General features: G+C 41.1%; 18 protein-coding genes. 4 read left to right on the top strand and 14 right to left on the bottom strand.

Annotated features, from left to right (window positions below; translation table 11 throughout):
* Positions 1 to 9 precede the first annotated feature (9 nt).
* Positions 10 to 2,295 (top strand): tetratricopeptide repeat protein, encoded by a 2,286-nt coding sequence (locus tag HRM2_RS10050; RefSeq protein WP_015903907.1) that lies wholly within the window; start codon positions 10 to 12, stop codon positions 2,293 to 2,295.
* Positions 2,296 to 2,720: 425 nt separating this feature from the next.
* On the opposite strand, the gene HRM2_RS10040 is transcribed toward HRM2_RS10050, so the two are convergent.
* Positions 2,721 to 3,203: an ISAzo13-like element transposase-related protein gene (locus tag HRM2_RS10040; protein WP_015903905.1), complete on the bottom strand. Its 483-nt coding sequence runs from the start codon at positions 3,201 to 3,203 to the stop codon at positions 2,721 to 2,723.
* A gap of 219 nt (positions 3,204 to 3,422) precedes the next feature.
* Positions 3,423 to 4,487 (bottom strand): putative transposase, encoded by a 1,065-nt coding sequence (locus HRM2_RS10035; protein ID WP_015903904.1) that lies wholly within the window; start codon positions 4,485 to 4,487, stop codon positions 3,423 to 3,425.
* Positions 4,488 to 5,717: 1,230 nt separating this feature from the next.
* On the opposite strand from HRM2_RS10035, the gene HRM2_RS10030 reads away from it, so the two are divergent.
* Positions 5,718 to 6,641, top strand: a complete 924-nt coding sequence (locus HRM2_RS10030; RefSeq protein WP_015903903.1) for a PEP-CTERM sorting domain-containing protein — start codon at positions 5,718 to 5,720, stop codon at positions 6,639 to 6,641.
* Positions 6,642 to 6,733: 92 nt separating this feature from the next.
* A complete protein-coding gene (locus HRM2_RS10025) occupies positions 6,734 to 7,990 on the top strand; it encodes a glycosyltransferase (protein WP_187149355.1) in 1,257 nt (418 codons plus the stop codon).
* 36 nt (positions 7,991 to 8,026) lie between these two features.
* Here the strand turns inward: HRM2_RS10025 and HRM2_RS10020 are convergent, their stop codons facing one another.
* From HRM2_RS10020 to HRM2_RS10000, 5 genes are read right to left on the bottom strand one after another with little or no spacing between them, the layout of a single operon-like run.
* Complete coding sequence (locus tag HRM2_RS10020; protein ID WP_015903901.1) at positions 8,027 to 9,841, bottom strand: DUF1302 family protein; 1,815 nt, start codon at positions 9,839 to 9,841, stop codon at positions 8,027 to 8,029.
* A 21-nt stretch (positions 9,842 to 9,862) separates the two neighbouring features.
* Positions 9,863 to 10,618: an outer membrane lipoprotein-sorting protein gene (locus tag HRM2_RS10015; RefSeq protein WP_015903900.1), complete on the bottom strand. Its 756-nt coding sequence runs from the start codon at positions 10,616 to 10,618 to the stop codon at positions 9,863 to 9,865.
* 19 nt (positions 10,619 to 10,637) lie between these two features.
* On the bottom strand, positions 10,638 to 11,894 hold the full coding sequence (locus HRM2_RS10010; RefSeq protein ID WP_015903899.1) for an ABC transporter permease: 1,257 nt from the start codon (positions 11,892 to 11,894) through the stop codon (positions 10,638 to 10,640).
* A 5-nt stretch (positions 11,895 to 11,899) separates the two neighbouring features.
* The gene (locus tag HRM2_RS10005; protein WP_015903898.1) at positions 11,900 to 12,664 is read right to left on the bottom strand and encodes an ABC transporter ATP-binding protein; all 765 of its coding nucleotides are present in this window, start codon (positions 12,662 to 12,664) and stop codon (positions 11,900 to 11,902) included.
* A 29-nt stretch (positions 12,665 to 12,693) separates the two neighbouring features.
* Positions 12,694 to 14,733 (bottom strand): ThiF family adenylyltransferase, encoded by a 2,040-nt coding sequence (locus HRM2_RS10000; protein ID WP_015903897.1) that lies wholly within the window; start codon positions 14,731 to 14,733, stop codon positions 12,694 to 12,696.
* A gap of 225 nt (positions 14,734 to 14,958) precedes the next feature.
* Here HRM2_RS10000 and HRM2_RS09995 point away from each other — a divergent pair, with 225 nt between their 5' ends.
* Positions 14,959 to 15,723, top strand: a complete 765-nt coding sequence (locus HRM2_RS09995; RefSeq protein ID WP_015903896.1) for a PEP-CTERM/exosortase system-associated acyltransferase — start codon at positions 14,959 to 14,961, stop codon at positions 15,721 to 15,723.
* Here the strand turns inward: HRM2_RS09995 and HRM2_RS09990 are convergent.
* From HRM2_RS09990 to HRM2_RS09960, 7 genes are all read right to left on the bottom strand, one after another.
* A complete protein-coding gene (locus tag HRM2_RS09990) occupies positions 15,650 to 16,549 on the bottom strand; it encodes an N-acyl amino acid synthase FeeM domain-containing protein (RefSeq protein WP_015903895.1) in 900 nt (299 codons plus the stop codon). The genes HRM2_RS09995 and HRM2_RS09990 overlap by 74 nt on opposite strands.
* A 282-nt stretch (positions 16,550 to 16,831) precedes the next feature.
* Positions 16,832 to 18,124 carry an MBL fold metallo-hydrolase RNA specificity domain-containing protein gene (locus tag HRM2_RS09985; protein ID WP_015903894.1) on the bottom strand — a complete coding sequence of 431 codons (1,293 nt, stop codon included), beginning with the start codon at positions 18,122 to 18,124 and terminating at the stop codon, positions 16,832 to 16,834.
* A 24-nt stretch (positions 18,125 to 18,148) separates the two neighbouring features.
* Positions 18,149 to 18,571 (bottom strand): VanZ family protein, encoded by a 423-nt coding sequence (locus HRM2_RS25155; protein ID WP_015903893.1) that lies wholly within the window; start codon positions 18,569 to 18,571, stop codon positions 18,149 to 18,151.
* 27 nt (positions 18,572 to 18,598) lie between these two features.
* Positions 18,599 to 20,689 (bottom strand): cysteine--tRNA ligase, encoded by a 2,091-nt coding sequence (gene cysS / locus HRM2_RS27380; RefSeq protein ID WP_269719619.1) that lies wholly within the window; start codon positions 20,687 to 20,689, stop codon positions 18,599 to 18,601.
* A gap of 356 nt (positions 20,690 to 21,045) precedes the next feature.
* On the bottom strand, positions 21,046 to 21,894 hold the full coding sequence (locus HRM2_RS09970) for an IS3 family transposase (protein WP_015903891.1): 849 nt from the start codon (positions 21,892 to 21,894) through the stop codon (positions 21,046 to 21,048).
* On the bottom strand, positions 21,875 to 22,156 hold the full coding sequence (locus tag HRM2_RS09965) for a transposase (RefSeq protein WP_015903890.1): 282 nt from the start codon (positions 22,154 to 22,156) through the stop codon (positions 21,875 to 21,877). Before HRM2_RS09965 ends, HRM2_RS09970 begins: the two co-directional genes overlap by 20 nt.
* Positions 22,157 to 22,239: 83 nt before the next feature.
* Complete coding sequence (locus HRM2_RS09960; protein WP_015903889.1) at positions 22,240 to 22,431, bottom strand: pyridoxal-phosphate dependent enzyme; 192 nt, start codon at positions 22,429 to 22,431, stop codon at positions 22,240 to 22,242.
* Positions 22,432 to 22,447 lie beyond the last annotated feature (16 nt).

Raw genomic sequence — 22,447 nt, 5'->3', positions numbered from 1 at the left:
GGAGGATACATGCCTCAGAAGCTCAAAAGCATTTTAATCATCATTGCAATCATATTTTTGGTTACAGGCTGCAAAACAGACCAGGAAAAAAAGATCAGCCATATAGAAGGCGGCGAACAATACTTTTCCGACAAAGAATACAAAAAGGCTGAAATCGAGTTCCGCAACGCCCTTCAACTTTCGCCCGACGACCCCCAGGTCTGGTCCCTTCTCGGCAAAACCCTGATGAAACTTGGAAACCCAAGGGAGGCATTCCAGGCCTATACCAAGGTTGAGACCCATGATCCTGACAACAAGGACGCCCTGGTAAAACTTGCAAGCTTTTTTATTCTTGGCAAAGACCTGGAAAAGGCAAAGGAAAAAATCGAACATGTGCTTAAGCTTGATCCAGACAACACAGATGCCCTTTTCCTGAAGGCCCAGATCCTTACCCAGGAAAAAGATGTTGACACGGCATCCACCCTTCTTGAACGAATCATCGATAAAAAACCGGACCACATCAATGCCCTCCAGGCCCTTGCCAGGATTAAAATGTTCAAACAGGAGTTTGAACAGGCAGAAGCCCTGCTGGTCAAGGCGGTTGATGTGGACACCGCAGCCATTCAGCCAAGATTGGCACTTGTGACCTTTCTTATTGCCAAAAAAAGGTTCAAGGACGCCGAAGCTCAACTGTTGGCGGCAGTTGAAAAAAACTCAGAAAATTCCGACGTCAGGATCATCCTTGGCAATTTTTATTTCAGAAAGAGAAACAACCCATCAGCCGAGGCTGCCTACCTTAAGGCGGTTGAACTTGCCCCAAAGGCCATGAAACCCTATATGACGGCGGCCGGTTTTTATGACATCACAAACAGCCGAGACAAGGCCCTGGATATGTACCAAAAGGCCCTGGCCATACAGCCCGACAACATTGCTGTGAAAACCACCCTTGCACGCTTCCAATATAAGGAACAACAGGTCGATGCTGCCGAGGCCCTGGTGGCTGAGATGCTCAAACAACGGCCCAAATTCAGGCAGGCAAGGATGCTTAAAAGCGAAATCCTTGTTTCCAAAAAACAATTCAGCCAGGCCCTGATGCTGCTCCAGGACCTTGAAAAAGAAGACCCCAAGGATGCCAGGGTTCTTTACTTCCAGGGCCTTTGCCAGATCGGTCTTCAGGAAAACGACATGGCAAGGGCTGCCGTTGCAAGGGCTGTGGAACTCAACCCCGGCTACCTCAAGGCCCATCTCCTCCTGGCTGACATCTATTTCCATGAACGGTCGTTTGACCTTGCCCAGGCCCAAGCCGCTGAAGTGCTGAAGCTCAATCCCTCCAACTACAGGGCTGCCATGATTTCTGCCAAATCCCATATGAACACGGGCAAAATTCAAAAGGCAGAGGCTGGCTTTAAAACCCTGATCGCGCTTGACCCTGAAAACCCTGCCGGATATTATCAAATGGGTTTTTTAAAATCAGCCCTCAAACAGTATGACGTGGCAGAGAGCTATCTTAACCAGGCAATGGACATGAACAACATGCTTTTGGATGTGTTCACGCTTCTGCTAAAGAATTATACCAACCAGAACAAATTGGACACGGCTCATGCCCTCTGCCAAAAGCAACTGGAACGTGCAAAGGATAAACCACAAATCCTGGCTATTATCAACTACCTTGAGGGCAGCCTCTACCTTGCTCAAAAAGAAACGAACAAGGCCAAGGATGCCTATTATAGGGCAATTGAGGCTAATCCAGATTATCTTGAGCCTTATGGTGCCATTGCCAGAATAGCCCTTGCTGAACAGGACAGGGAAAAGGCCGTCATCCAATACCTCACCCTGCTTGAAAAAAATCCTAACCTTCCCGCTCCCCACATGATGCTGGGTTCTATCTATGAGACAGATAAATCTTTTGATAAGGCGGAGGCGCATTATCGAAAAGCTCTTGAAATCAACCCGGAGTACGCCCCTGCCGCTAACAACCTAGCCTATCACCTGGCCGAAAGAACGGACAAATTTGACCAGGCCCTCGCCCTCGCCAGGATCGCTAAGAAGAAACTGCCCAATGATCCCGGCGTCATGGATACCCTGGGCTATGTGTATTACAAAAAAGGATTGTACGGCAATGCTGTAAGCGAACTCCTGGACAGTCTTGAAAAAATCCCTGACGCCCCCGTGGTCCATTATCACCTTGGCCTGACCTACCTTAAAAAAGGGGACAAGGCCCTTGCCGTAACGCAACTTGAAAAGGCACTTGAGTTAAACAAAGATTTTGACGGCTCAGACCATGCAATGGCAATTTTAAAAAAGATAAAGAACTAATGGCTCTATTCAACGTTAAAAACAATGGCTCTTTGCCATTTCGAGTGGGTAATAATATGAGTCATATCGATGAGGAATGACAATTCCAACTCCCAGAGTTTGAGTGAGATGTCGCGCTCCCATCGCCGTCGCTGGTCACCAAAAAGCATGAAAAATAAGAGCTGTCGAGGCTGCGAGCTTGTGAACACCCGAAGGGCTGGACCATTATAGCTCTGCCTTTTCATGCTACGATATCAAACCAAGGCAAAATACCCTTGGGTATACAGCCGTACTTAAACACATGAAACGGCAAAGAGTCTAAATATTGTTACTTCTCGGGAAATTTATCCAAATTTGATGCTTAAATTGTAGTAAAAGAACGTCTTGTCATTGGGAACCAATGTACCCTTATATAAGGCACGCAGAAAAAAATAATTCCACAACCGTCACTCATATCCAGTGATATCAACAGCCCATTTTTCAATGCCGGGAATTCGAATCAAAAATTGTTCCAGTTTTGCCATAGCTTTTTTGGTCAACGTAACTCCTTTGGCATAACTACCATGTATCATTTTTACCACGGGGGTCTTACCCCTCCAGAGCATTGTTCTACATAATCCAAGGACTTTGTCAACACTATCAAAAATCTCTCCATTCCAATGCTTTTCTAATGCGCCCCAAATTATTTCGATTGGATTGTATTTACTATGATATGGTGGATAGTAAGCCAAACTGATACTAACGGAGTTGCTTTTTGCGAATTCGATCAATCGTTTTATCCATTGGCTTCTATGACTGTTATTTTCGGGTCCATTGTCAAGATTAACCACAATGGTATGGGGATCGAATCTATCTTTTAGAGATAGCCAAAGATTTTCTAATACGTCGATCATAAAATCAGGGGTTATAAAGCTTTTTGTGAAATACATATAATTCTCATCTAATGAAGGGTGTTGAAATCGGTTCTGTTTTTAACACATTATCAAGACACCTTGTCTTTTTGATCGGAATTTTTTTATTTTTTTGCCCACGCGGATCGTAATATGAACTATTTTTGTTCTTTTCCCCTTGCAAAAGCATTGTCAGAGTTACATTTGAAAAACATTAGACAATAACAGGGCAAGCCAGCAAACCGGTTTAAAAATCTTTCAAATTTCCAGGTACGTGCAAAGGCGCCGTCTTGCCACATGGGTTATGGGCAGGGTATGCTTCCTGCCATGATAGGGTCTCACGTGACCATCGATGTAGGAAAACCCCAAAATATCCTTGTCTTGCTCTACCCATGCGCGGCTTAGGGTTTCCATAAACTTGCCTGATTTATTGCGCAAACCAAGCTCATTGAGTTTTCTTCTTAGCGTCTTGACCTCGGGGCAGCGGTCAAGGCCAAGTATTATTCCAAAATCTCCGGGATTCCCGTTCTTTAATTGTTCCGGGTTTTTCATCCTCAAGAGTGCCATGAATGCAAAGGTTAAAAAAATCGATTGTAAGCCGTAATATGCCTTTTTCAGGGAGCCGTACACTTTTTTGCCGGTATCAAGATAACTCAGGCCCGCCAAAAACGGCAACGCCAGAAGAACACCAGCGTAGTGAACGCCTTCATTGGGTGAAAATTCGGGCAACGCCTCTGTCAGATCGCCCTTACGTGCCAGCAACCGTTCTTCCTCTCTTTTAGTCGCAATACCGGCATTACAATTGATGTCTTCCTGGGATCGCCTGGCCGGTCCTTTTAATTTTACGCTATCTTTAGTCTGATCGGGTTTGGTGACCTTCCTTACAATGAGGCCTTGTTTTATGGCCCTGCGGATGCAACCATCGCTGACCCCAACTTCATCAGCAGCAACAGCCAGTGTAGATCCTTTATCCAGAAGGCTTTTGACAATCTGCTGTTTCTCTTTAGTTAATTTGTAGGGACTACGATTTGGCCGATTATCAATGAAGCCTTCAGGTCCCTTCTCTTTATAAATATTAAAATTTCTCAATACCGTCGTTCGGTTTAGATCAAGGGCTTTTGACACTTCAGTAACGCTTGCAAGCTTTAGGGAAACAAGAATACCCTGGGCCAATCTTTTGGCGAATTTATCATTTTTTTGAAAAGCGAAAACAGGTCCGGTGGCTGAGAAAAAAACAACCTGGTCATCATCACTATCCATTGCTATTTTTTCATTGATCGGAGTGGTGTTTTTTGAGCAATATGGGATGTAGGTTTGAAGCATCGTTTTCTCCTTTTTTGATGCTTTTTAAGCTACCACATTTACACCCGAAAGTCAAGCAAAACCCTTTAAAATAAGGCTTCTTCAAGCTTAATGTCAGGAGCTCTGAATTTGGTTCGGGTTTCATTGAAAAATAATTTCAATTCTGGAGTTAAATGGTCAATTGGTAATAGACCTTGCAAATGAGTATGGTCGGACATGGTCCCTCGCTTTTTAATTTAAGTTTCCATGTTGATCATAAACTATAATCGAGATAATGTCCAGCACCATGGGTGCTTGAACATGTTAGAGCCTTTTTATGTGGATATATTTATTTCTGCGTCCCTAAGATATTTAATTCATAAAAATATGAAAAAAATTACACAATTTATATGAATTAAATATCCTTTTTTCCAAATCTCAGAGATCAACAACCATGCCCTTTCATTAATGAAATATGAAAAACTACAAACACCACTGTTGAAATCAGAATAATACTAAACAACTTTGACTATACCTTCCTTATGAAAAGGCTTTTTCGGTAAATAAAAGAGTCGTCAGGGTCATAAAACGAAAAAATTATGAGATTTTGACATTTAATACCAGCGAGTTAGCTCAACCCACTCCTCTATCAAACATCACCTAACTATCCTCCCATAATACCCATGATACCATTAAGCTGGTGCGGCCCACCCCCATATTCCTTTAGGCTCCAGACCATCTTACGCCACCAATCTTTTCAAAGAAAAGATAAACCATCAGGCCTACTAATGGGTTTGGGAAGCATTTCATTAATGGATTGAAGCAAGTACTTTATCCGCTGGTAATTTTCTTGTACAAACGCCTTTGTTCCAATAACACATAAATCTGAACAATAACAGACTCTTGAGAGAGAACGATCAACCCTGACAATCTTGAATGCCTATTTGAAATCATGTAAAAAAGGCAATTGATAAGACTTTTTTAATTTTCAACGACAACACTTTTAAAACACCATCACCAGCCCCCATAGGCCGGTGACGTTTATTATAATATCTTGAAAAATTCAAGTTTAATCTCCCGTAATAATCTTAAAGACTGGAAAATTTTTTATTCTAAAAAAATAGAATACTGGCATCTTATTTGCAATGCATCTCGTATAGAAGAAAATAAACATATAACTTATTTAAATGTAGGAGGTGATTCGTAAAATTAGCAAGTTTAAGGTTTTCTCAAAGTAACTTTAATTAACTTTAATTTAGTGAGGTGTTTTAAATGAAGAAATTAGTAAACTTTTTATTAATATTAGCTGTATGCGCAATAATTGCACCTGCTGCGAATGCACTTCCATACTTAGAGTATGGAAACAATCGTCTCTATTACAATAATTACGAAACCGTTTACCGTGCTGATAGCCAAGGAAACTATTACGAATTAGATTATACTAATCCAACTGATATACCAGTACTTACGATAGGTGATATATTTGTGGGAATTTTAGAAGTCCAAAACATTAAAGTCGGTTCTGAGCCTTCACATTGGTCCTTTGATCCAGGCGTAGATGAACTTACTGGTATTTTTGCACAGCAAATAACAAACATTGAAACAGCAACTTTTGATTATGGTCCATTCACTGGAATTCAAGGGAACAAAATCACACTTGGTTTAGCACAAACTGACACATTCACTACGCTTAATAATGATACATTTACAACTGGTTTGAATGGCCAAGAAGCTTTTAAACTTTATTCTGATGATTCTACTGCTTTCAATACTAATGGTACAATTGCTGAAGATATTCTTACTGCGACTGATGGTAATGAATGGATCACATTAGGTATGGTTGAATCTACAGATTATGCTTACACTTTTATTACACCGCAGGGAACAGGACTTGATCAATTTATTGGGAAGTCATATTTAGGTTTGTCTGTAATGGATTATTATGCTACAGGTATGACCTTCCCACTGTTAACCGATCCAGAAGTTGGAATCCCTGTTCAATTCTATGCTAATAGTGAACTGGAAGGTAATGATGACTATATAGGAGATGGTACAGATATAGATCTTGTCTCGCCTTGGGTATTTGAAAGCAATGACCCAGCTCATTTGAATGCAATCCCGGAACCAACGACCATGCTTCTTTTTGGTGTAGGCCTTCTTGGTCTTTCTGCCATTGGAAGAAAAAAAAGAAAATAGCTTGATATAGTTATTAAATAGTTATAAAAGGGAGAGATGAGGTTTCCATCTCTCCTTTTTGTATTTATTATAACAGTATCATATAGATGACTATGAAGCTTTCAAACTGTAAAATATTAGTACTTCCGTATACTCACACTCTTTCACATCTGAGTAGACCACTTGAGATTTCAAAACGACTCTCTTCACAGGGCTACAAAATTTCATTTGGAGGCGACAGCAGTAAAATACATTTTATTAAAGATGAAGGTTTTGAGGTGCATTCAGCATATGAACCAGATCCTAACATCCTTTTTAATAATATCAGGAATAGGAAACTCAACTTTGTTGATAACGATACATTAGACCTGATGATTGAAAGCGATTTGAGGCTTTTTGAAAAATTAAAGCCAGATATTGTCATAACTGATGGCAGATTCTCCGCCATGATATCCACCCAGATAGCAGGCTTAAAACATGCTGCCATTGTAAATGCTTCATCCACTGCATATCGGGCAATCCCATATTTCCCTTTATTTAATGGCCTTACTGACGACAAACACCCTATAAATAGTTTTTTCTCCAATTTATTGAATCCGCTAAATCTCAAATTTGAAATATTCTTTTTTGATAATATGATGAGAATATTTAAAAGATTATCAAAAAAATACCAACTAAAACGTGAGGTTACTGCCACAAATTGTCTTTGCGGTGTTAATTTAACACTGATGGCGGATATTCCGGAATTTTTTCCTACAAAAAATCTGCCTTCCAATTATCACTATATAGGACCTGTTACATGGAAAGCCCCAAAATCAAAAATTCTTCCTGACTGGTGGCCAATTGATAAAGGAGAAAAAAAGCTATCCTATATAACAATGGGAACGACTGGTGAATCAGGATTATTTGAAAAAATTTATGACACATTTAAGGTTGCAGAAAATATGATAAGTGTTATTACTACCGGCGAGCAGACCGATAAAATAAAATCCATTCCAGGAAAAATTTATGTGACTGACTTTATGGATGGTGACACTATCATGGAAAAGGCGGATCTTGTTGTTTGCCATGGTGGTAATGGGACAATATATCAGGCGCTCACCTTTGGCAAACCAATCATCGGTATCCCCACCATCCCTGACCAGGATTTCAATATGAGAATGGTCGAAAATCTACATGTAGGAAAAAAAATAAGCATGAATGATATGTTAGCAAATCCGGTCCATCTGGAAAATGAAATCAGAATAATAACATCAGGTAACTCTGATATGGAAATAGCATTATCAAAAATTAACAAACAATTGGGACAAATCAATGGTGCATTTACAGGCTCACAAATAATATCTAATTTTATTGAAAAACAATTATAGCATTTGCTTTTTTACATAATCTATTGGAAAGTGCATTTAAAAATTATACAACGCTTCTATATAGACTCTGTCATTTTCATTAAAAACACCAAAACTTCCATCTGTTTCTCCGTAAAAGATATCTGCACCAAGAACTAATTTAAGTCTATTATTATGATTATAGGTAATCTTGGGGCGGAAAAGATAATTTTTTTTATCAAGGCTTGAGACAAAAAAAAGTTCAGGTTCGATCAGATTTTCAAAAAACCCTGTTTTCAGCCAGATAGAAAAAGATGTTGTAATTTCTTTTTGTATCATACTGTTTTGATAATCAAGGATGATACTTTGCATCAACTGGAAGTTTGTCTCCAAAGCGTTAAAAAAGGTGTAATCAACACCAAGGAGCCAGTCAAGTGAATCACTCGTTTCAATCCCATCCAGGTCTGAAGCAACAGACGATTGAAAAAACATTTTGTTACTGTAAATAAACTCTCCTTTAAGAATGGCATCCCACACCGCTTTAGAAAAAGTGGAACCAATCCTGTGAACTCTTTCATATTTGGGTGAATATGTTATGGTGACTGGATGTTGCAAACCTAATGCATTTAATGAAATCGCCCTGTAATTCACAGGAAAGTTATACATATCATATAAATAAAATAGGGACATGTCCCAACCATCGGTTAGGATGGAGGCTCTAAACCCCAACTCACTGTTGTCAAGACTGTTCGCTGGCTCTGACAGGTCGTTGATAACAATATCGGCATTCTGGCTGTAAAGCGGTTTGGAAAAATCAAATTCAGATCCTGATTTTCCAAACTCGTTAAATTCAGGAAAAGGAATAAATATCATTTGAAAGTAACCACTACTATAATAGTACTCCATATTTGCAGCAAACACAGGAATTCTTACCTGATCTAAATCAGGCAAAATATATTCTCTCAAATCTTTGGGATTTACAACATCGGCAAAAAACAATCCAACTGCCTGGCCCCAGACAATCTGCTGATTACCAAGCCGGAAATCAAAATTTCCAAAACCAAAGTCAAGGTAAGCATCTCTTATGTCAACATTGGTCCTTTGATCGTTTTCAACCGTGTTATTATAATTATCATTTAAATCAAAAACCGCATCATAAGAAAACCTGGAACCCATGGTATAGGATAAATTACCCGATAAGGCCCCGGATGCTTTTAGGTTGAGTATGTTTTTAATCTTTGAGAATCGATGTGGCTTACAGATTCGGTATGCTGTCTCATTTCTAAGATCACCATCTATTGATAATTTAGAAGGTTCACCAATGAAAGATGGCTGTTCACCTATTGTCTCTTCATTGGGTATGATATCGGGTATGGCATTGGCCCCCTCTTCCGATACATTAAATAATGCATCCAGATTCTCATCAGAATCATTTTCAAAAGCACCTCCCTGTTTCCCAAAAATTACTCCAGACTCTGGCAATTGAATTGACAAAATGAGAACCATACCCTTAATTAATGCTTTTTTATCAACATGGATATGGGTGACGATCTTTTGATCAACTACGATCCTAACCCTATCGTGCATGAACTGTGAAATTCTAATTTTTGATATATATTTTGAGTTTGCTTCAATGACATCATGAATCTTAGGGAAATAGCAGTTTTTAACATCGATGACAAATCGATCAGGATTTTGAAAATTACAAGTCACATAATCTGAGGCGTTGCTCAACCACAATTCTATGGATTCGACTCTGAACGTTTGACGATATTTTACACTAAGAAGTTTGGTTAAAGGAAGGGCCAAACAAAAATTTACATTACATGTCAATATCAAGGCGATTAAAAGAATTGCATAACCGGTATATTTTTTGGCTGTTTTGGCAAACATGTATAAATTGAAACCCGTTGGTTAATACTTCAATTTTTTCATATAATTCTTTGTAAATATCTTATCGGAAAAGGTATCCAGGATCATGTTGTCATAATCAATAACGGTTCTTTGCCCCTTGACAAGTGGATTATCAAGAACTAATCGAGTAGGTCGCATTTTATCAAGAATTAATTTGTAATTTGTGTAGTAACATATTTTCAACAGTTTCCCTGAAAAGGCATAAAACTCACCTTTTAAAGGATAATAAGTATCTTTCATCACCCAGAGTTTTACTTTATGATAAGTCACCTTTTCATTTTTTGCTGTCAGTTCCAAAAGATAAAAAGTTTTTCCTTTGATTGTCACAATATCTATTAATTCAGGATCATAATCTCCAGAAAAGTTTGCTCGTGCGACATCACCATTGGCTGCCTCGCCAAAAAGGCGCTGCTGTAAAGAAATTCTAAGAGGTTTTGAGATAGTCTGTAAAAAAACCCACAGATCATATCTCAACATCAAAAGAGACGTGCCTTTATCAACTTCAGGAGATAATGTTTTAATAATTGTGTTGTCCTGTCCTTTCATGAGTATTTCGTAAATTGCAATTTTATCCTTTTTGTTTGGTTTTTGACTTGTTATTTTTGCCATCACACTGTAATCCGCTTGCGGACTTCTTATTTCATCGGCGTATTGCAGTATTTGTTGAGGTGTTATATTTTCAGATAAAACAGGGCCGGCGTAAAAGAAAAGACTAAAGGCAAAAAAACTAAAAAAAATCCAATAAAATTTTTCCATAAAAATACTCCCTAATAATCTAATAATGTCTTAGTGCATCCGTAATAACAAGATTTGAGGCTTTAAATGCAGGATAAAAAGATGAGAACAGCGATGCAACGACCGATATTATCATTGATGAAACCAATAGGTCAGGTACAACTTTAATGAAGGCTGTCCACCCGACTGTTGCTCCGGGTGGTGGGGGCATCGGGATTCCAAAAAAGGAAATAATCCATGCCGTAATTATCCCGAGCACGATACCCGAGATTCCTCCCAGAACGCCAAGAATTAAACCCTCTGCTAAAAAGAGTTTCATGATATCAATTTTTTTGTACCCCATTGACATTATTGTACCAATTTCCCTAGTTCTTTCCCAAATTGCCATATTAATGGTATTAAAAATACTTAAAATAACAATAATAGTAATAATCAGTTTTAGTATAAAAAATTGTCTGCCATACAATTCAACAGTTTTGTTGTAAAAATCTGCCAGTTGATTCCACGTCCTTATTTCGAGTTCTGCATCCATCGACTGGATGGTTTTTAAAATTTCTTCTTTAGCCTGCTCAGTATTTTCCGTCTTATCAAGCATTACAACCAAAGTTTGAATCCCCTCTGTTCTGATAAGCTTTTGAGCAGTATCAATAGAAAGTCTTAAAGCGCGGTCATCAAATTCTTTTGAGGCAGTAAAAAAGATACCTTTGACAATCAGATCAAACGCATTGATTGATCCCCCAACTGTGTTTGTTAGTAATACAATAGAATCCCCCGGTTTTACACCAAGATTTTTGGCCAAACCTCTGCCTAAAATCACATCAAATTTGTCACCGGGTGTCAGGTTTGATCCTTCCTGGATATTAAGTCCAGAAGCTTCACGTTTTATATTTTCTATTTTATTAAGTGTCGTTTCACCTTGAGGATTAACACCTTGGCAATAAGCAGAAACAGTATTTTCTCCAGTGCTGATCATCCCTGAGAACATAATTCTTGGTGTAACGAGTTCGACATTATCCAAGGATGCGATCTTGTTCATTACGACATCAGCCTCTTCAATTAAATAGTCAAATGGTGCGGATGAACCGTGATCATTATACCCTTTGCGATAAATTTGAATATGTCCTAAGTGACTGTGAATAGCAGCCTCCCTCATCAGCATAAACGTGTCTTCAAAGAAACCGCCAGCAATGATAATTGAGACAGAACCAAATGCAATGGCTGCAAGGGTAATGATGGTTCTGATTCTATTTCTAAAAACGTTTCTTATGGCGAGTTTTATACTGATGGGTAGTTTCATTTTATTTACCTGTCAAAGTCCCTTCTGCCTTTCTCTCTTCTGAGATTCTCAGAAGAAAAAGTTTTTTTTTGATTCGTGCGGCGGTCAAAACAATTGTAATCAACGATCCGGCCATCTGTGATTCGGATAATACGAGATGCCATCTGCATGACTTTAGGGTCATGGGTAGAAAATATAAACAGGGTCTTATGATCTTCATTGATGCTTTTCATAATATTCAAAACATCTTCACCTGTCTTCTGATCCAGGTTGGCAGTGGGTTCATCCGCAAGGATAATCCGGGGTTCAGTCACCAGGGCCCTTGCTATGGCCACTCTCTGTCTCTGCCCCCCACTCAGCTCATCCGGTCGATGTTTCATATATGTTTCAAGACCAACGTCTTTTAAGGAAGCACTCACACGATCAAAACGTTCATTTTTATTTTTTATCGTTTTCAACAAAGGGTACTCTACATTTTCATAGGCAGACAAAACAGGGATTAGATTAAAGGTCTGAAAGATAAAGGATAATTTTGCCATTCTGATATCTGCAAGCCGGTTGGATGACAGGCCAGTCACAACCTCTCCGTCTATTTTGATGAGCCCTTCTGTTGGTTGATCAATACAGCCGATCAGATTGAGCAGCGTTGTTTTTCCACTTCCAGAGGGTCCGGCTATGGCGAGGAACTCACCCTCAAACACATCTATGGTTATCTCACTTAATGCCTGGACTTTAGTTTTGCCCAGCAAAAAAGTTTTTGAAACTTGTTCGGTTTGAACAACCGTTTTCATAATTTTGCCACCATTATCTATATTATCATCTATTTTTTTACAATCATGGCTGGGGTTTCCATTCGCAGCGTTCTACATTTAATCGGCTCACCATAACCAAACCTGAACAGCATCACCTGGCTCTCCTTTTTAAAATCAAAACCTGCAAAAAGTGAAGAATATTTTTTTTCAATCCCTTCAAGAACCTTTTGATGCTTTCTTTGAAACTCATCCTTTCCATTTAATATCCAGCGAAGATAAAACAGGGTAACAGCAGTCATGGGCTGCATATCGAGTCCCTGGGAAGTCAAGGTAAGCCAGGTCCGTTCCAGGGCCTGACCGCCTTTCAAGAAATCTTTGTCCTCCTGACCGTCAACGGTAAAAAGTGCGACGCCGGATGAATCAAGTATCCCTTTATAAGACTGGACTGCCACCATTCTGCCCAAACCTGTCTTGTTCACAATGTTCATGACAGCCCAGAGTCTTGTGGCTTTAAGAAATAATTCCCCAGCTACGCCCGCCTCAAGATTTTTTAATGGAAATCCGTCTTTTTTTGCCAAAGCGTCGTGATCAGTAAACCGGATCATCTCCATGAGATGTTCATGCAAAGGACGGTGCTCAGTTCTTATTTGGTCTACCTGGTAAATTATTTTTGCAAGTTTCTTCAGATCATCGGGTTTGGTAATAAAGTGAAGTTTTGCCCCGGGAATCGAATCGATGGTTTTGTGTAACGACTCAAGTACTGAATCTGGGACAAATTTTCTGTTGTATGGCTTTCTATTGGTATGTCTTTTCCAGATTTCATCAGCCAACTTGTCCTTTGGGCATTCTTCCTGGGTGAGAGACACCGCAGCCATCAGATCACTATTGGAAGAATCAGGCAAATATTTTATTTCAGCCTGAAGTCCAAAGGCTGATGCTGCAATTCTCATATTTTCAAGTACGCACCCACAGGAAATAATAGAGGCAATTTGCCTGACATTAAAAAAAGACCGATCTTTATCCCTGTTAAGATAGAGAAATATCTGATTTTCATTGGATGCAAAGCGCCAAGGCTGGGCATTGTCTCCTGAAGGGGCCTGGATACCGGCCCTGAGAATATAATCAATAACCGGTTGAGGGACAATCGTTGCTTGACTTTCATATTCAGGACGTTCAGGTTCCGGGGTATAAAATTTAATTTTATTTCGTTCCAGCAGGTAGTTAACCACTTTAAGCTTAACTTTCTGAACAGGATTTTTGTTTCCCCTAACAAGGGTTCCCCTTTTAAGCTTCTGAAGAAATGGATCATATTGGACATAAGAAGGAACAGTCCTGACCTTTCCCTTTTTTAAAATAATCTTGACGGCCTCTGTGCCGGCCATGCCCGAACAGATCTGACAGGCAAGATTCAATGAAGGTCCTGCCTTTAAATCAAGGTCCACCTTCTTGAAATCCATATATTTCACATGGGTGGGCCGGGGGGCGAGTCCCAGGGCAAAAGAAAGATACTTTTCCTTGTCCTGCATACCCTTGGTAATATTGAAATATTCATCAAATCCCATGCCCCCGGGATCAAAAACCAGCATGGCAGAGCTATATCCCATTGGGCCCGCCGTGATTACAAAGATACCCTTTTCCGCAGCCTTTTTAAAGAGCATTCGTCGAACTTCAAACTCAAAAAAATCCAGTCCATCAAGAACCACATCAACCCCATCCAGGAAACGATCCAAATTGGTTTCATTGATACCCTCGGGAAAGAGATCCATCTCAAGAAAGGGATTGATGGAAAGAGCCTGTTTTTTCATCACCTCAAGTTTGGGTCTGCCGAATTCAGGCACCCGGGCACCAAACTGACGGTTCACGTTCACCGGCTCAAACCGGTCAAAGTCTGCAATAGCGAATCTGCCAATGCCGGTTCTTACCATGGTTATGAGATGCCCCCCCCCCACACCGCCCATACCGGGTATGGCAACTTTCGCCTGGGCCAGCATTTTTTGTTCCTGATCCGTAAAAAGACCGATATTCCTCGAAAATGCCTGGGCAAAATACTCCTCCTTTGATCTAATACCAAAGGAGCGAAGCACCTCACTCATTGAACCAATATCCATTATTATAATTCTCCCTGAATTCCGTAAAAACAAATCCCATTGGGAATGGTATGTATGGTGCTAAAAAAACAATCTATAGTGGGTCATGGTTTTGATCATAAGGTCCTAATTTTCAACCCGGGTAAAAAAACTTGACAAAAACAGGTGAACGCTCCTAAATTAAACTATCTGTATCTGTAACCAATTTATTCCTTGCAGTCAATTTAAAAACAAGGTCTGTTCACTATGATCAAAAATACACTCACCTACGGGAAATTCAGATTCGGGGTCGTTGACGACGATGATGTGAAAAAAGATACATTCAGAATGAGATATGAAGTCTATGCCGAGGAGTTCGGATTTGAACGAAAAGAGGACCACCCTGACGGCCTTGAAACGGATGAATATGAAGACAACTCCATCCATTTTGCCTGTTTAAACGATACCGACTCTGTTGTGGGAACCATCCGCCTGGTGCTTGATTCTGACAAGGGCTTTCCCATTGAGCATGCCGTTAAAACCACCTTTATTGGTGAGAAACCAGACAGAAGCAAAATAGCAGAGATATCCCGGCTGACGGTAAGCAAGGACTTAAGACGCAGGAAAGAAGACGGGATGTATGGCGTGGAGTCCTATCTTAAGGAAAAGGAGGGGGGGATACTTCCAGACGATGGGCCCATCCCAGAAGAGATGCTGGGAAGGAAAAACCCCATTATTGTACTGGGGTTATACCAGGCTATGTACCAGGAAAGCCGAAGGCGAGGGTTGAGCCACTGGTATATGATTACTGAAACAAAGCTCTTTTTTGCCCTTAAAAAATATGGATTCCTTTTTCATCAGATCGGGGAACCTGTGCAATATCATGGGGAAAGAATCCCCTACCTTGGTATCATTGAAACGGTGGAAAAGGATCTGATCAAAAACGACCCTGATATGCTTAAAATAATGCTCTCTGGACTTGAACCGGAATATTACCCTTCCTATTTTCCTGCCGAACCCGGCAAGTCATAGATTCGTAAACCAAGGAATCATTCAACAGGCTTCTCACCAAATCCTTATTAAAAATGCTGGTTGTTTTGGGTAAAACAATGGACGAAGATTCTTTTTCGAAAAAGAAACGGTGAAGGTTTTTTTCTCTGGGCATATGCCCGTACACCTTTCGGTATCGCTCCTCAACTGTTGTCAAATCCAGCCGCATGGCAACAGCGGGATTGTTTCTAACATACCCATACTGATCCACACGCCCAATTTCCTCAAACAGGAGAAGATCCGAATAAACCCATCGATACTTGGGATGAACAGTTATGACCATGTCATGGGCATTTAAGTAATCAAAGGCGTATTTCTGAACCATACGATTGCCCAGCATGGGGATATTCATATTGTTTTGTCGATGATCCGGGTCCGATGCCAGGGCACCGATCTCCACCATCATCCGCCCCTGGGACCTCAGACAGTCCAGCTCCCGCCTAAATGCCTGATCCATGGGAAGTCCCTGTTCCTCACAATCGGGAAACATGCTGACGGTATAAATGGGAACTTCCCGGCTCTTGACCTTGTACATCCCCAGAAAAACCCGGGAAAGGGGATTCCCATGATAGGGGGTGATGCGAAGGGCCGAGGGTTGAGGGTCCATGTATCCTGCCTGGACATACACATCATGCACCAGTCGAAAAGCCTTTATATAATCATCAAAGCTGTCTGCACACCTGAAAATAGTATTGTCAAGATTTAATCGAACCGGCGGTATAATCTGCCGTATCAATTGACGCCTTATGGGTGAGGGAAGAAGTCGTAAAGCATTCCTTTTAAGCTTCCGAAAATATTGTGTAACCATATTTATTTAAAACCTGCTATAACCAAACACATACTTTTATGAATAAGAACCATTTCTGATTGTTTAACTTGAGAAGTTATAATCCAACGCATTCACAAAAGCAAGCAGGGCCTTTCACGGGGGAGTCGACAGCTCCTAAATAATCCCAAATAATTTTAAAAACATTCCAAGAACACCGAGGATGAGAATATTTATGGCAATGGGAAACGTCTATTGCGGGAATCAGACTTGCCACCAAAAGATCAATGATCTGCTTTTTAATAAGACACATACATTATCTGGTTAAGAAAAAAGCCTTTTAAACAGCGCCTGTTTCGCCTCAGGATCACCATGGACCAGCCTGATTCCCTTGGGTCTTTTTTCCATGGCATTGACCCAGTTGACCAGATCCTTTTGATCGGCATGGGCAGAATAACCGGTCAACTCGTGCACCCGGGCTTTGATATTTATCCTTTTGCCCTCGAGTCGGACATATCCGCCCCGGGTTTTCGAATACCGAACGATATCCCTGCCCGGCGTGCCCTGGGCCTGATACCCCACAAAAAGAAGGTCATTTCGTCGATCTTCAAGCCCCTTTTTGAGATGATTAACAATCCTGCCCCCCGTGCACATGCCGCTTCCGGCAAGGATGACTGCTGGCCCCTTGATATCCGTCAACTGGGCATGGCTCCCATGGTTTTCCACTGCATAGAGATTTTTAAAATCAATGGGATGATCCCCGGCATCCAGCAGGGCCTTTGCCTCCCCGTCCCAGTATTCGGAGAGTTTGGAATAGATGTTCGTAATTTGCAGTCCAAGGGGCGAATCCACAAACACCGGGATTTTTTCTGCCTGCTCCCATCCACCAAAGATCCGGTCCATCTCATAAATCAACTCCTGGCACCGGCCCAGGGCAAACACCGGAACAAACACCTTGCCATTGTCAGACAGGGCCTTTAAAAGAATTCGCCCAAGGCGCCCTACCCTCTCCTTTCTATCCCCATGGAGGCGATCCCCATAGGTGGATTCCAGGATCAAGAGATCACAGGGATCCGAGATATCAGGAGCTGGAAGAATCGGGGTATCTGGCGGGCCAAGATCGCCTGAAAACACAACCGACCATGGCGGGTCACTGGATTCAAACCGGATGAAACAGGATCCCAGTATATGTCCTGCATTGCCAAGCTTAAACCGGATACCAGCCTTGAGGTCAAAAGTCCTGCCATATTCAAATCCCCAGGCAAGGTCTTCAAGACTGGCTTTTATTTTTTCAATCTGGCTGGGGTTCCTGTCGGAAAAGCCCATGGCATCCTCAAGCATGGGAAAAAGAATCTCCAGAGTGGGATGGGTGCAGATGATCACCCCCTTGAACCCCTTATCGATAAGATCCGGCACTTGGCCGATGTGATCCACGTGGGCATGGGTGAGAAAGAGGTAATCAATGTCACAGGGCTGTACGGGCCAGCGTTCCATGGGAACGGCAGTGTCATTGCCCTGGACAGCGCCGCAGTCTACCATGATGTTCAGGCCGTTTGCCTGGAGAAGATGACAGGAACCAGTGACGCAGTCTGCGCCTCCTAAATGGGTTATCTGCATCTGCCTGCCTCCTGGGTAAATGCTTTATTTATTTTTATACTTCTTTACTGTGTCCAACTTTGACAATCCAAATGGTACGTGTGCCCATAATTTAAACAGGAAAATACCGATGACAGCACCCACGGTATTCAAATAGATATCGATAAGGCCGCCATATCTACCAGGCACAAAAGTTTGATGCACTTCATCAAGGCTTCCATACAAGATGGTAATAAAAAGGGCCAACACCACCCCTTTGGCAGTATTGACCCTTAATCGTGAAAATGACCTGAACCACAGAAAAGCCAAACAGGCATATAATGGAATATGGAGCAGATTCTGAAGGTTTGGATTTAAATCAGTCAGGAATTTGATATCATGTGGTCCGCCATCCATGGGTATGGAGGATTCTGCAAATATCAAGACCATGAGCAGGAGCGGCAAGCGAGCTGCCCGATAAAAATTCATGCATGCCATTTCATAAAATTGAATCTCTCAATCCCCCAAGTCATTTATTTCAATCCCCCGGTTTTCTAATTCAACACGAATTTGATCTGCTGCCTCCCAGTCTTTTCCTTTACGCAGGGCGTTCCTTCTATCCATCAAAACCTGTGTGTCTTGCTCGAGAAAAGGCGGATCAAAGGAAAAAACATTCAAAACAGCATCTATTTTTTTAAAAGCATTGATGATATTTTCAGCAGCCTGAGCTGTCATCTCCATTTTCTGGATCAGATTATTTCCCTTTCGAACCGTCTTAAAAATCGAAGCCAAAGCAACTGAAATATTCAAATCATCATCCATTGCTTTTGTAAATTCGTCAATAGTATCCTGGGCAAGATCTTCCACAACAGAATCGTTATCAGCATTCTCCACATTCAAGAGTGCCTGGATAAAATCATCCACCCGCTTTAAGGATTTTCTTTTGGCCAGCAATCGTTCCCTTGAAAAAGGAAGAGACCTCTGATAATTGCTTGACAACAGCCAATAACGAAGCTCTCTTTCTGAAAAACCCATTTTAAGAACAAACTCAACTGTTAAAAATCGTTTTTTTTCATCAACTTCCTTATCTTCAAACATCACCGGCCCACAATGCATCCAATAATTTGCCAACAATTTACCAGTGACAGCTTCAGCAATGGCAATCTCATTTTCATGGTGGGGAAAAATAAGATGCCGGGCACTTGTGTGTATGTCAAAATTTTCAGACAAGTACTTCATGGCCATGGCCGGGCATTGGATATGCCATGATGGCCTGACATTTCCCCACTTTGTTGAATAATAAATACCTTTTTTAAGCTCGTTGAGTTTCACACGCTTGAGCAATGTAAAATCCCGGGGATCCTCCTTCTCATAATCATCCAGATCAACCGTTGTTCCCAAATTCATTTTATCAAGATCTACACCTGATAATCTTCCATAGGATGGAAGCTTTGAAACATCAAAGTAAACGGATCTTAATTTTTCATACCCAAACCCGTTTTCAATAATTTTATCTGCAAGACTTATCATCTCTTCAACATGGAGGCTTGCCAATGGATATTTTGTGGCATCTCGGATGCCAAGTAAATCCAGATCTTTTTTAAATTGAATAATATTTTCTTCTGTAAATAAATCCATATCCATATGGGCTTTTTCCGATGCTTCAATGATCTTATCATCAAGATCAGTGATATTCATCACATGGTTGACTTTATAGCCACTAAATTCAAGATATCGACAAAGTAAATCAGAAAAAACAAACCGTCGCGCTTCTCCCAGATGAATCCTGCCATGAACGGTGGGTCCACAAGAATAAATACCGATGCTTTCGCTTTTATTGGGTTTAAACAACTCTTTTTTCTGGGTCAACGTATTAAGGACCTTGAGGGTGCCTCTTCGGATTTTTGGCAAAAAAAGAGCAGTACTAAGGTATCTCTCACCACTATCTGGAAAGACAACAACAATGGTTCCCCTGTCAATCCTCTTTGCGACGGCAATGGCCCCAGCCATTGCTGCGCCACTGCTCATGCCCACAAGAAGACCTTCTTTTCTGGCCAATTGACGTGCTGTCTCAAAAGCCTCTTCGTCACCGATATTAATGATGGTATCAATACGTTTTTTATCATAAATCCCAGGCGGATAGGATTCCTTCATATTCTTCAAGCCTTGAATTTTATGCCCCTGAAACGGTTCAACCCCAACGATTTCAATTAAAGGATTGACCTCTTTCATCCGCCTGGAAGTCCCCATCAAGGTACCCCCGGTTCCTAAGGCCGCCACAAAAACAGAAACTTTCCCACCCGTTTGCTCCAAAATTTCATTGGCGGTCCCATGGTAATGGGCCTTCCAATTTGCATCATTGTTGTATTGATCCACATTAAAATAGAGGTCAGGATTTTCCCGGGCCATGCGATAGGCCTCTTCAATGGCACCATCACTTCCCAAACGGCTGGGGGTCAAAACGATCTCAGCCCCCCTTGCCTCCAGAATCTTCTGCCTTTCAATACTGGCTGATTCAGACATGGTTAGAACCAGCTTATACCCCTTAATCGAACAGACCAGGGCAAGCCCAATCCCTGTATTCCCACTGGTGGCCTCAATGACAATTTTGCCCGGATAAAGCTTAAAGTGGACCCCATGTCAAGACCGATTCTCCCTTTTTTTAAGCTACATTTAAAATTTAATTTGCCAACCCAAATGCCTTTTTTATGCGTGAGCTTTGACCTCCTTTGACCATTTTAAAAGAAGTCTTTAAATTTTTATTTTTCCCTGGTATCTTTCCCTGCCAGCTCGGAGGATAAGGCCATGCTGGGAAGCAACCTGAGCGCCGCAGTTGGTGACTGAAGTATAGGGGCAGTGAGGTTACACCACGCACTGCCCTTTCCATACTTTGGTCCTTTAAGCGTTAAATCCCGGGGGGCTTGGGGGGCTGGCCTCCCAAATCTAATCAGATAGAATTCCTTTTATTTCATTTCATTAGCCATACAATAGATTGACTCAGGGGTCTTGTATTCTAATGCCTGGTGAAGCCTCTTTTTGTTATAAAAATTCAAATAAGTTTTTAATGAGCTTTGTGCGTCTTTCATGCTCTGGTAGCTTTTTAAATAAACCTCTTCATATTTAACCGTTCGCCAAAGGCGCTCCACAAAAATATTATCGAGTGCTCTGCCCTTTGAATCCATACTGACCTTGATTTTGTGGTCTGTCAGAACCTTCAAAAAATTTGTCGCTGTGTACTGGCAGCCTTGGTCTGTGTTGAAAATCTCAGGTTCAGCGATACTTAAGGCTTCTTCCAGGACTTCCACACAAAAGGTGTTTTCAAGGGTGTTACTGAGTCGCCAGGACAAGACATATCTGCTGAACCAGTCTATAACCGCCGTTAAGTATACGAAACCATTACCAATTCGAATGTAAGTTATGTCTGTACTCCACACATGATTGATTCTTGCAATGTTTACACCCCTCAATAAATATGGATAGACTTTATGTGCTTCATTCCTCCTGGTTAATTTGGGCTTGGGATAGATGGCTTCAATCCTCATCTTTTTCATCAGTCCTTGAACCCGCTTGCGATTTACTGGATGTCCTTCCTGCTTCAACCAGGCCACTAGCCTTCGGCTCCCATAAAAAGGGGTTATTGTATGCTGTTTGTCAATTAGATCCATTAATAAAAGCGTGTAAGGATCTATTGGCCTTGGTTGGTAATAAAGGGCTCCTTTTGAAACTTGCAGCAATTCACATTGCCGGTTAATGCTGATATCTGAGTGGGTTATATCTATCAGGTGCCTTCTATCAGCTACTAATTGCCTCAACCTTTTTTTTTAGATAGTCATTCTCTACTTCGAGTTGACCGATCTTCATGTATAAGCCTGCAATCAAATTTTCATCATCATTTTTGTTCTTTTTTGTCTTTGAAAGAAGTTCTGGCAACCCTTCTATTGCCTCTTTTTTCCATTTGGTAAGCATTGAGCGATGAACTTGATATCTGGATGATAATTCAGCCACGGTTTCTTGTTCTCGAATCATATCAATTGCCATTTTTGCCTTAAGTTTTCCGCTGTAACTCTTTCTCATGGACCTCCTGTTTCGGTATAAATTTGAACCTGGCTTTAGCACTTGTTGTGTCTCTTAGCAACTGGTTCAAATTATGGGGTCCATTATAGCTCACCACTCTTTTCAGCCTGCTCTATCATATAAAGAGCGGCCCTGTCTTTAATCGAACCGCCTGGATTAAGATATTCGAGTTTGGCTAAAATTTTAACTTCGGGATTATCATTAAACCGTTTGACTTCAACTAAAGGGGTATTTCCTATCAAGCCTAAAAGCGAATTCTGCATATTTTTCCCCATGAATTAATCCCTACCT

Source organism: Desulforapulum autotrophicum HRM2 (assembly GCF_000020365.1).
GTDB lineage: Bacteria > Desulfobacterota > Desulfobacteria > Desulfobacterales > Desulfobacteraceae > Desulforapulum > Desulforapulum autotrophicum.
Note: the sequence above shows the minus strand (reverse complement) of the source record. Positions and strands in the feature narration are given on the sequence as shown.